This window comes from Glutamicibacter sp. AGC84 (assembly GCF_053543575.1).
Window position 1 is genome coordinate 123,522 of the sequence record NZ_JBLVOC010000020.1, and the last position, 10,641, is coordinate 134,162.

The 10,641-nt window shown below is 62.1% G+C and carries 9 protein-coding genes and 2 tRNA genes; 8 read left to right on the forward strand and 3 right to left on the reverse strand.

Annotated elements, in window-relative coordinates; genetic code table 11:
* Positions 1-33: 33 nt before the first annotated feature.
* Positions 34-109, reverse strand: a tRNA-His gene (locus tag ACNPN0_RS12895).
* 377 nt (positions 110-486) lie between these two features.
* Between ACNPN0_RS12895 and ACNPN0_RS12900 the strand changes: the two genes are divergently transcribed.
* Entirely contained in the window at positions 487-1,008 is a 522-nt protein-coding gene (locus tag ACNPN0_RS12900; RefSeq protein WP_448938610.1) for a DapH/DapD/GlmU-related protein, read from the forward strand.
* Here ACNPN0_RS12900 and ACNPN0_RS12905 read toward each other — a convergent pair.
* Positions 997-1,072, reverse strand: a tRNA-His gene (locus ACNPN0_RS12905). The two genes, ACNPN0_RS12900 and ACNPN0_RS12905, sit on opposite strands and share 12 nt — an antisense overlap.
* A 158-nt stretch (positions 1,073-1,230) precedes the next feature.
* The gene (gene orn / locus ACNPN0_RS12910; protein WP_448938611.1) at positions 1,231-1,842 is read right to left on the reverse strand and encodes an oligoribonuclease; all 612 of its coding nucleotides are present in this window, start codon (positions 1,840-1,842) and stop codon (positions 1,231-1,233) included.
* Between the two features lie 235 nt (positions 1,843-2,077).
* Between orn and mptB (ACNPN0_RS12915) the strand changes: the two genes are divergently transcribed.
* From mptB (ACNPN0_RS12915) to ACNPN0_RS12945, 7 genes are all read left to right on the forward strand, one after another.
* Positions 2,078-3,577 carry a polyprenol phosphomannose-dependent alpha 1,6 mannosyltransferase MptB gene (mptB, locus tag ACNPN0_RS12915; RefSeq protein WP_286134545.1) on the forward strand — a complete coding sequence of 500 codons (1,500 nt, stop codon included), beginning with the start codon at positions 2,078-2,080 and terminating at the stop codon, positions 3,575-3,577.
* 5 nt (positions 3,578-3,582) lie between these two features.
* Complete coding sequence (mptB, locus tag ACNPN0_RS12920) at positions 3,583-5,058, forward strand: polyprenol phosphomannose-dependent alpha 1,6 mannosyltransferase MptB (protein WP_332727424.1); 1,476 nt, start codon at positions 3,583-3,585, stop codon at positions 5,056-5,058.
* Between the two features lie 66 nt (positions 5,059-5,124).
* Complete coding sequence (locus ACNPN0_RS12925) at positions 5,125-6,219, forward strand: VanZ family protein (protein ID WP_448938927.1); 1,095 nt, start codon at positions 5,125-5,127, stop codon at positions 6,217-6,219.
* 130 nt (positions 6,220-6,349) lie between these two features.
* A complete protein-coding gene (locus tag ACNPN0_RS12930; protein ID WP_434690361.1) occupies positions 6,350-7,120 on the forward strand; it encodes a DUF2637 domain-containing protein in 771 nt (256 codons plus the stop codon).
* Between the two features lie 84 nt (positions 7,121-7,204).
* Entirely contained in the window at positions 7,205-8,308 is a 1,104-nt protein-coding gene (locus ACNPN0_RS12935; RefSeq protein WP_105657790.1) for a GTP pyrophosphokinase, read from the forward strand.
* Positions 8,309-8,494: 186 nt separating this feature from the next.
* The gene (locus ACNPN0_RS12940) at positions 8,495-10,096 is read left to right on the forward strand and encodes an ABC-F family ATP-binding cassette domain-containing protein (protein ID WP_105657791.1); all 1,602 of its coding nucleotides are present in this window, start codon (positions 8,495-8,497) and stop codon (positions 10,094-10,096) included.
* A gap of 68 nt (positions 10,097-10,164) precedes the next feature.
* A complete protein-coding gene (locus tag ACNPN0_RS12945) occupies positions 10,165-10,611 on the forward strand; it encodes a hypothetical protein (RefSeq protein WP_434690364.1) in 447 nt (148 codons plus the stop codon).
* Positions 10,612-10,641 lie beyond the last annotated feature (30 nt).

A 10,641-nucleotide genomic window follows, 5' to 3' on the forward strand; every position in this document is an offset into this window, starting at 1 on the left:
CGGAATTTTCATTCCGAACCAGGTCTTTCGATCTGGGGTGAGTAACGGGGTTTGAACCCGCGACCTTCTGGACCACAACCAGACGCTCTACCGACTGAGCTATACCCACCATGTCTACTTCGTTACTAGTCAGAAGCTGTAGTGCTCATGATTTCGTACCGGGCAACGAGAAATACTATACACGTATCCAGACCGGAAATACCAATTCGCATGGCGCCATCTCCGGGATTGTGACGGGATGCTCATTATTCATGGCCGTGGGGCTATTGCTCGCCGCTGAGCTGCCTCATGAGATGAATCCCTGTGCCGTGATCATCCCTTTGCTTGCAGTACCTGAGGGAAAGGCTTTGCCGCGGGTCCAAGGGGCGACATGGTTCGAGCCACTGTGAAGAATGGATAATGAGGGAATTCTTGGACATTGGTGATCTTTGAGAAGCCTTGTACGCCGGCCAGGGAATTACCGCCGGTTCGCCGCTGCATGCGCTCATGCATCGCACCAGCCAGGACGAGCTGCGCATTTGCGCGGAGCTGGCCAACGGCTACCGCAGCCCAGGGCAAGTACGGGATTTGCTGTGGCAGTTGACCGGCATGGACGTTGTCGAGTCAGTGGTTCTATTCGCGCCGTTCAACTCGGAATTTGGATGCAATGTCGAACGGGGGAAAAGCGTCTTCATCAATGCTGGCCGCAAATTCCAGGACCAAGGCGGTACCCGTATCGGGGATGAGTGCTTGATCGGGCACAACGTTGTTGTGGCTGCACTCAATCACGATCATGATCCTGCTCGGCGGGCCGATATGATTCCGGCTCCAGTGATCATTGGGCGCAACGTCTGGATTGGCGCGAACGCGACCATACTTTCCGGCGTCACGATCAGAGAGAACGCAGTGGTCGCTGCCTCCGCAGTCGTAACGAAAGACGTACCTGCCGGTGCCAGGCGTGCGGGTAAAGCAAAAGACTCGATCCGGAACTTTCGTTCTGGATCGAGTCTTTGTCTCTGGGGTGAGTAACGGGGTTTGAACCCGCGACCTTCTGGACCACAACCAGACGCTCTACCGACTGAGCTATACCCACCATGTTTGCTTCGTTACTAGTCAGAACGCTTTTGCGAACCAATTCCGTATCTGGCAACGAGAAATACTATACACACAATTCCGCGCTTGATGCCAATCGGAAGGCCCCTGGGGCACTGTGCAGTGCATCACCAATGCGCCGGGGCCTTCGTTTAGCGGCTAGCCGGCGCTTTGGGTGATCCCTGCGGCGATCTTCCTGGCTTCATCGGAGGTTGGTCCCGGCGCCGGAACCATGATGGCGTCGCGGTAGTAGCGAAGCTCGTTGATCGAATCCTGGATGTCGCCCAGTGCACGATGGTTGCCGGTCTTGGCTGGAGCGCCGTAGTGCGCCTTCGGGAACCAGCGGCGGCTCAACTCTTTCAAGGTCGACACGTCGATAATGCGGTAGTGCAGGTGCTCGATGACCTCGGGCATATCGCGTGCCAAGAAGTTCTTGTCGGTGCCCACCGAGTTGCCGCCCAGCAACGCCTTGTTCGGCTCCGGAACGTGCTTCTTGATGTAGTCGACCACCAGGCGCTGGGCTTCCTCCATGGAAATGCCGTTCTCCAGCTCGGGCAGCAGGCCGCTAACCACATGCATATTGCGAACGAAGTCATCCATCTGCGACAGAGCTGCCGGCTCGGGCTTGATGACTACCTGGATGCCCTCGTCGACGATCTCCAGATCGGAGTCGGTAATGAGCACTGCTACTTCGATCAATGCGTCGTTAACCAGATCCAAGCCGGTCATTTCGCAATCGATCCATACAATTTTTTCTGAGTTACTAGCCACGTAACCAATCTACACTTCAAGCAGGGCTGTGGGGGAGCGCACCCTCGTCGCAGGGCGGAGGGACAGTGTTTCAACCGGCTTGGACGCGTGCTCGATGCTAAAATCATCTGAGATTTCCGGCTGTTGAATTGCCTGCTCGCAAGGGCGCGGCACATGCGACGCTGGCTTAATTACTCTCGAACTCATGTCCGTTACAGCCCGAGGTGTCAGTGTGTCAGCCAGCAAGCCAGCAGCAGTGAGCTCCCCGCCCTACGCTGGAGTGAATAGGACCCTTCTCAGCGGCGTCATCGGTTCCTCCCTGATCCTTTTCGGCTCCTTCGGTACCGGGTGGCTGGCCAGCGTATCCCCGCTGAACCGCGACCCGTTCTTCATCATGCTGCGCACCGAACCCGCCGGCGTGATCACCTGCGTGATCCTGCTGGCCCTGGGTTGCTGGGTCCTCTTCCGTTCCTGGTGGCGCCTGGGCCAGAAGCTCAAGGGCTGGGGCGAGGGTTCGCTGAAGGTGGTCCGCCGCGCGGTCTGGCTGTGGAGCATCCCGATGTTCGTCACCCTGCCGATCATGAGCCGGGACGTGTTCGCCTACATCGGCCAAGGCCGGCTGGTGGATGCCGGGCAGGATCCTTATGTTGACGGAATATCCTCGCTGAATAACTGGTTCCAGCTCGGTGCCGACACCATGTGGGCTCAGGATGGCACCCCTTACGGTCCGCTCTACCTGAGCATCGAATTCCTCGTGGTCAAGCTGACCGGCCCTTCGACCGACGCGGCGGTCCTGGCCTTCCGCGCCATTGCATTCATCGGCGTGCTGCTCTGCCTGCGCTACGTGCCCAAGCTTGCCGAACTGCACGGTGTTTCCGGGGCCAAAGCCGCCTGGATGACCGTGGCGAACCCGCTGTTCCTGGTGAACTTCGTGGCCAGTGCGCACAACGATGCCCTGATGACCGGCCTGTCGGTCTGGGCCGTCTACCTGGCATGCAAGCGCTACGGCTTCTGGGCCATCGTGGTGCTGGCGGCCTCGGTGGGGGTCAAGCCGATCACCCTGGTGCTGCTGCCGTTTATCGGCCTGCTCTGGGCAGGGCCAAACGCTGCCTGGCCGCGCCGCATCCTCTACTGGTTCTACACCGGCATGATCTTCCTGGCCCTGATGACCGTGGTTGGGTGGCTCAACGGCTACTGGTTCGGTTGGCTGAAAGTCATGCTCTTCACCGGTACCGGATACTCCATCTTCTCCCCGGTAGGCATTGCGGTCATCGCGCTGAGCGGGCTGGTCTCCGCCATCGGGCTGTCCACCGAATGGATCCTGCCCGCGGCCAAGCTCTTCGGCCGCCTGGTCGGCGTAGCCATCGCCTTCGTCTTGATCTTCCGCGGAAAGCATTCGCACCTGGTGCAGCGCATGGCCATCGCCTTCGCGGCGATTGTCGTGCTCTCCCCGGTGATCCAGCCGTGGTACCTCCTGTGGCTGCTGCCGTTCTTCGCCGCTACCGGCCTGCGCGATGACTGGCAGATGCTCTGGCTGCACCTGACCACCATCTTCTTCCTGGCCTACCAGGCCGCTGACCAGATCTTCGTCTGGCAGTTCCTGCAGGATTCCCTGGTTCCACGCGTCCAATTGATTTCCTGGGGCATTTCCATCGCCTGCGCCCTGTACCTTGTCTTCTTCGATCCGAAGACCAAGAACATCTGCGCTGATCTGCTCAGCTCGACCAACTGGCTGAAGAAGAGCAAGAAAGCCTAGTGGCAGTGGAGCAGCCGAAGCTGGCACCGCAGCGCGCAAGCCTGCGGTCACTATCATGGCAAGGGTTCACCGCCTCGGCCATGATTACCGTCGCCTCCTGGGGGATCGGCTGGTTCCCGCGCAACCAGCTGTCCCCGCTGGCACGCAGCGGCTTCTTCATAGAATTCCGAACCGAAGTGCCAGGTGTCATCAGCTGCATCGTGCTGATGGCCGTGGGAATTGTCTGGTTGACCCGAACCTGGATCCTGGCCCGGCCATGGGTCCAGGCTGCCGGTGAGATCACCGGGAGGGAGCTGGCCCGCGTGCTGGCCATGTGGTCTGCTCCGCTGATGCTCAGCTTCCCGATCCTCAGCCGCGACGTCTACTCCTACCTGGCCCAGGGCCGCATGCTGCACGCCGGCAAATCCCCGTATGCCGAAGGCGTGTCCGCGCTTCCGGGCTGGTTCGATGGCGGATCCGACAGCCTGTGGGCGCAATCGCCCTCGCCCTATGGCCCGTTCTTCCTCGTGCTCGCCCGCATCATCTACTTCGCCTCCAACGGCATTCCCGAAATCGGCGTGGGCCTGCTGCGCATCATTGCCGTGCTCGGTGTCTGGGGCTGCTATCACTTCACTGCGAAGCTGGCGCAGAAAATGGGGCAGAGCGCCAACTGGGCCAACTGGGCCATCGTGGGCAATCCGCTGTTCCTGCTGACCATGATCGGCGGCGTCCACAACGACGCGTTGATGATCGCCGGTGTCTTCAGCGCCTTCGCCTATGCCTACGACCGCCGTCCCATGGCCGCCACGATGGCGCTGGCCATAGCCGTGTCGGTCAAGCCGATCGTGCTGCTGGCGCTGCCTTTTATCGGCTTGGTCCTGCTGGGCAGGAGCCCGTCGATGCGCGAGAGGTGGAAAATCTGGGCCAAGGTCGCGGCCCTCTCGCTGACCTGGCTGCTTTTGATCGGTGCGGTCACCAACCTCTGGTTCGGCTGGCTGCTTGCCATGTTCACCGCGGGCGATGCGGCGTTCCCGTACGCTCCCGTGGGACTGATCGGCTGGTCCCTGAGCAATCTCGCTGGCATATTCGGCGCCGACATTTCCCTGGTGAATGCCATCGTGGTGGGCGTCTTCCAGGTCATCGCGCTGGCCATTGTGGCGCGCCTGGCGCTGGCCAAGGACACCTCCAGCCCGGTGCGCCTAGCGGCGTGGGCGCTCTCGGCGGTGGTGCTGCTGGCTCCGATTATCCAGCCTTGGTACATCCTGTGGCTGATGGCGCTGTTCGCCATTTCGCACAAGGTGTCCTGGGGATCGGAAAAGCTGATGATCTATGCATCCAGCCTGATCCTGGTGGCGGTTTTCGTCGACCAGCTCTCCATCGAGCAGTGGCACTCGGCATGGCTGATGAAGACCCTGGCTGGCGTGCTCGTAGCGGGCTTGTTCATCGGCCTCTTCACTGCCGATGCCAGAACCAGGCAAGTGCTGCGCGGGCCGAAAGCATAGCCAAGGTCACATTCTGCAGCCCAGCTTTCTCCCGGAAAATTCCGCTTAGATAGAAATATGCAAACAATGTTCTGGCCAGCGGCAATCGCCATTCTCGGCGGCGCCCTCTTCTTGGCGTCCGCCGGCGTTTTCCTGCTGGCCGTGCAATACCGCCGGCATGGACGGTTGTCCTGGCGCCGCACCATCACCACCACAACCGCAGCCGTCTACGGATTCGGCCTGTTCAGCTACACCATGCTTCCGCTGCCGTCCACACGCGACGAATTCTGCCGTCCCGGGGTGGCCATCCCGCAGCTGGTGCCCGGCCGTTTCGTCGAGGACTTCAGGCTGGCCATCGTGGAACGCGGGCTGAGCGGATTCGCCACCAGCTTCACCCTGTGGCAGGTGCTGTTCAACATCATCTTGTTCATGCCCCTGGGCATCTTGGCCGTGCGCTGGCTGCGCGGCAACATTTTCACCGGTGTCCTGCTCGGCTTCGCGGCCTCGCTGGCCATCGAGCTGACCCAGTACACCGCTATTTGGGGGTTGTACACCTGCGCCTACCGCGTGGCCGACGTCGATGACCTGATCACCAACACTGCCGGCGCGCTGCTGGGCGCGATGATCGCCTACCTGCCGATGTTCCGCTTCCTGTCCGGGCCGGTGGAAGCGGACGCGGCCAATGCGCCGGCGCGGCCGGTGACCCGCGCCCGCCGTGCGCTGGCCAACATCTTCGATGCAGGCTTCACCGCCGGCGCGCTTCTTGTCATCGGCGCTGCCCTGGAACTGCTGGAGCGCTTGGGCGCCCCGGAGTTCGGCCAACAGTGGATGAACTTCTGGCTTCCGCTGTTCGTGGTCTTCTGCGTCTTCTGGCTGCCGAGCCTGGCGCCGGGACGGGCTACCCTCGGCCAGCGCTGCGCCTGGCTGATGCTCACCGACGGGCAGGGGCAACCGGCTCCGGCAGGCCGGGCCTTGCTGCGCAGCCTGCTCGGATTTGGCGGGATTAACTTCCTCTTCCAGATTTCCACCAGCATGGTCGACTTCACGCCATACCCGCTGCTGAACATGCTCGTTGTGATCTATATCGCGATCAGCGCCTTCTACTTCATCTTCGAGGCGAATCACCGGGGACTGGCCGGAAAAATAAGCGGTACCGGTTTCATCGACCGTCGCGCCCTTTGAGCCAAGGCACCCCAGCACCGCAAGGCGCACGCTAAAATGGAACGCGGTGGTCTGCGCCTCGGGTGCGGTCCAGCAAACTCGCGTTTGAAGACATACCGATAATTCCCAAAAGTTAGGTCTGCTCAGCAGCATGGAAGATAACAAACCAGAGGTCCCGGCCGAACCGCACCGCGCCGTCCTAGGCACGGCCGTAGGCGCGACGGTCCTCATTGCCATCGGCGCATTCGTGCTCTCGTTCGCTGCATTGACCGACCTGGCCGAGCGCTCGGGCATCAGCCCGCGCCTGGCCTGGATCTGGCCAATCATCATTGACGGCATGATCGTGGCCGCCACCGTGGCCATCGTGGCCCTGAACGGCTTCCATCGCAAGGCCATGATCTACCCGTGGTCGCTGCTGTTCTTCGGTGCGATCGTTTCCACCGCGGCGAACTCCACCCACGCAATCTTGACCGTGGACTCGATCGAAAACGGAGTGCCGCCGCTGGTTTCCGCGCTGGTTGCCGCCATGCCGCCTATCGTCTTGCTGGCCATCACCCACCTGACCGTGCACATGTACCAGAAGAAATCCGAAGCCGCGAAGCTGCGCGCTGAGCTGGAATACAACGAAGAGCAGGAAAACGCCGAGAAGTACGGCGTCGCTTATGATGATGGCTACAACGCTGCGCTGACCGACACCAAGACGGCCGAGGAAGAACGCCTATCGGTCCTGGAACAGGATCACCAGGACGCGCTGGCCCGAGCCCGCGCCGAAGGCATCGCGGCAGGCCGATCGGACTCGAAGGTCACCCCGATCAAGCAGAACGCGCAGCCAGCCAAGGAAGCCAAGCCTGCAGCGCAGAAGAAGACCGAGGACAAGGCACCATTGTTCGACGACATGGCTAAGCGCCTTTCCCGCCCATAAGGGCCGTCGACGCACCCGGCTGGCGCCAGGGCATGAGCATGAGGACAGCATTTTCAGGAACGCTTTAGCATCCAGGAGGCATCAATGATGGATCCGGCGCAGGGCCAGGCGAACGACGAGTTCTCCGAACAGATTGCGGCCGCCGTTGAGCAGTACAAGTCTGTGACCGGCGAACTCAATACCGTCATGTCGGCCATGAAGGCGAAGATCCGCCGGTTGTTCGCGAATTCCGAGGTGCAACCGCTGTTCATTACCGGCCGGGTGAAATCGCCGCAGTCCTTCGCGGCCAAGGCCTCGCGCCGGCTGCAGGAAAGTTCCGAGACCGCCCCGGTGCTGGAATTCCCCAACCCGCTGCGCGAAATCCACGACATGGTGGGCATCCGCATCATCGTGATGCTGCCCCATGAAATCCAGCAGGTTGCCAGCCTGATCAAGTCGCACCGCGACTCCTTCGACTGCCGCAGCGACCGGGAGAAGGACATCGGCTCGGTGGAGTCCGGCACCTACGGCTACTCCTCGCGCCACCTGCTGCTCAAGACCCGCAGCGAGCCGATCGTGCGCAAATTCCAGGAGGCCTTGGGCAAGCCGGTGGTAGCCAGCGGCAACTTCGTCTTCGAAGTGCAGATCCGCACCGTGCTGCAGCATGCCTGGTCCGAAATGGAGCACGACATCCGCTTCAAGCATCCCGGCGAGGCCGCCTGGAATCCGCAGATCGACCGCCACTTCACCGCCACCGCGGCGATGCTGGAAACCGTGGAGGACTACTTCACGGACATCGACGAGCTGTACCACCGCCTGAACGGCTACCACGACCAGCAGGGCGCCGGATCCGAGCCGTTGACCGGCGAGAAGATCGGCGAAATATGGCAGACGCTGTTGCCCCACGTCGACCGCAAGCGCGATGACGATTGGTCCTGGGCCGCCGAGCTGCTCGGCTCCCACGGCATCGACCAGACCTGGCAGCTGGCGCAGCTGCTGGATGCGAATGTGGTCACCGATGTGCGTGCGGCGCTGGACCACCGGTACTCGCCGGGCCCGGACCGCTTGCTTGACGATGTGCTGCTCTGGCGCTTCGGCAAGGACCACATCGACAAGACCAGCGGCGGGGACCTGCGCCGCGAAGCCTCCTTGCGCCGCCGCCTGATCCAGATGATGGATTACCGATCGCAACCCAGCGACAAGGAATAATTCCTAATCGAAGCCCGGATTTCCACTGCGGTGGAAGTGCGGGCTTCGATTCTTTAGCCAGCTCAACCCCAAACTGTTAGTTTGTGCACGTTCCGCAGGCCACGGCGTGGTTGGCCGGTAGAATAGTCAAGTTGCCCAATTTGTGGGCCGCACAATTCTTGTACCCGCATGAAAGGGCCACACCATATGATTTCCGTAGCCAACCTTGAGCTACGCGTCGGCGCCCGCTTGCTGATGGACGAAGTGAACTTCCGCATCGACAAGGGCGACAAGATCGGACTGGTGGGACGCAACGGTGCCGGCAAGACGACGATGACCAAGGTCCTCGCCGGCGAAACCCAGCCAGCCTCGGGTGAGGTCACCTTCAAGGGCTCCATCGGCTACCTGCCGCAGGACCCCAAGACCCCTGACATGGAGCAGCTGGCGCGCAATCGCATCCTCGGCGCCCGCGGCCTGGACGTGGTGGTCACCAAGCTGGCCCAGAACCGCGAGGACATGGCCAGCGAGGATGCTGCCGTCTCCGCCAAGGCCATGCGCCAGTACGACCGGTTGGAAGCAGAATTCATCGCTGCCGGTGGCTACGCTGCCGAATCCGAAGCGGCCGCCATCTGCGCCAACCTGGATCTGCCGGACCGCATCCTGGACCAGCCGCTGCGCACCCTGTCCGGTGGACAGCGCCGCCGCGTCGAGCTGGCCCGCATCCTCTACTCGGACGCCGAGACCCTGCTGCTCGATGAGCCGACCAACCACCTGGACGTCGACTCGATCATGTGGCTGCGCGACTTCATCAAGAACTACCCCGGCGGCGTGCTGATGATCAGCCACGATACCGGCCTGATGGAATCCACCGTGAACAAGGTGCTGAACCTCGACGCGAACCGCGGCGTAGTGGATGTCTACAACATGAACTGGAAGCGCTACAAGATCCAGCGCGAAACCGATGAGCGTGCCCGCAAGCGCGAGCGCGCCAACATCGAGAAGAAGGCTTCGGTCCTGCTGACCCAGGCGAACAAGATGAAGGCCCGCGCCTCCGGCGCCTCGGCGGCGCAGTCCATGCTCAAGCGCGTGGATCGCATGCTTTCCGGGCTGCAGGAAGAGCGTGCCTCCGACAAGGTCGCAGCCCTGCGCTTCCCGGATCCGGCTCCCTGCGGCAAGACCCCGCTCATGGCCGAAGGCCTGTCCAAGGCCTATGGCTCGCTGGAGATCTTCAACGATGTCTCGCTGGCCATCGACCGTGGTTCCAAGGTTGTCATCCTGGGCCTGAACGGTGCCGGCAAGACCACCTTGCTGCGCATGCTCGCCGGCGTCTCCGAACCCGATACCGGAAAGATCATTCCGGGCCACGGCCTGAAGATCGGCTACTTCGCCCAGGAGCATGACACCTTGGATCCGGAAGCCAGCGTGCTGGAGAACATGCGCCGCAACGCGCCTGACCACCTGAACGATGCCGACGTCCGCTCGATCCTCGGCTCGTTCCTGTTCGTCGGCGACGACGTGACCAAGCCGGCCGGCGTGCTCTCCGGCGGCGAGAAGACCCGTCTGGCCCTGGCCACCATCGTGGCTTCCAGCGCCAATGTGCTGCTGCTCGATGAGCCGACCAACAACCTCGACCCTGCCTCGCGCGCCGAGGTGCTGGGCGCGCTGTCCACCTTCCCGGGTGCCGTGGTCATGGTGTCCCACGATGAGGGCGCAGTGATGTCGTTGCAGCCTGAGCGCGTGGTCATCCTGCCTGATGGCGATGAGGACCTCTTCAACGAGGATTACCTGGAATTGGTTTCGCTGACTTAAATCCTGACAACGCGCAATAGCTCTCGTAGGCTTGGCAGATCACCATCATCAAGGGGATAGGCCAAGCCATGAGTGTTTTTGGACGCAAATTACCGCGGATCGCAGGCGCTGGGCTGCTGCTTGCCAGCGCGCTGGCCGGCTGCGCAGCACAGGTTCCCGATGAGATCAACGCCCAGTGGACGCTGCTGGACCCTGCCGGGGTGAACTCATCGAGCACCAGCCTCGAGCTCGGGGTCATGCGGCTTGCCTGTTCCTCCGGGGTCACCGGCGAGGTGACCGCCACCCAGGTGGAGCTGTCCAATGACCAGATCGCCATCGGGATCGTGGTTGAACCGCTGGACGGCGAAGCGCACACCTGCCAGGGCAACGAGACCGCGCCCTACACGCTGGAACTGCAGGAGCCGGTGGGGGACCGCACCCTCATCGATGCCTCCTGCCTCGAAGGCGAGGGGCACAAGGCTCCTGGGTGCAGCGACAGCGGGATCCGCTGGACTCCGCCGGCCAACGGCAGCTGAAAGAAAACTGCATTAAGCAGGGAACCGGGG

Coding starts and splice junctions, on each gene's coding strand:
- ACNPN0_RS12900 (WP_448938610.1), top strand. CDS start 487: ATGCATCGCACCAGCCAGGACGAGCTGCGCATTTGCGCGGAGCTGGCC.
- ACNPN0_RS12925 (WP_448938927.1), top strand. CDS start 5,125: ATGTTCTGGCCAGCGGCAATCGCCATTCTCGGCGGCGCCCTCTTCTTG.
- ACNPN0_RS12930 (WP_434690361.1), top strand. CDS start 6,350: ATGGAAGATAACAAACCAGAGGTCCCGGCCGAACCGCACCGCGCCGTC.
- ACNPN0_RS12935 (WP_105657790.1), top strand. CDS start 7,205: ATGATGGATCCGGCGCAGGGCCAGGCGAACGACGAGTTCTCCGAACAG.
- ACNPN0_RS12940 (WP_105657791.1), top strand. CDS start 8,495: ATGATTTCCGTAGCCAACCTTGAGCTACGCGTCGGCGCCCGCTTGCTG.
- ACNPN0_RS12945 (WP_434690364.1), top strand. CDS start 10,165: ATGAGTGTTTTTGGACGCAAATTACCGCGGATCGCAGGCGCTGGGCTG.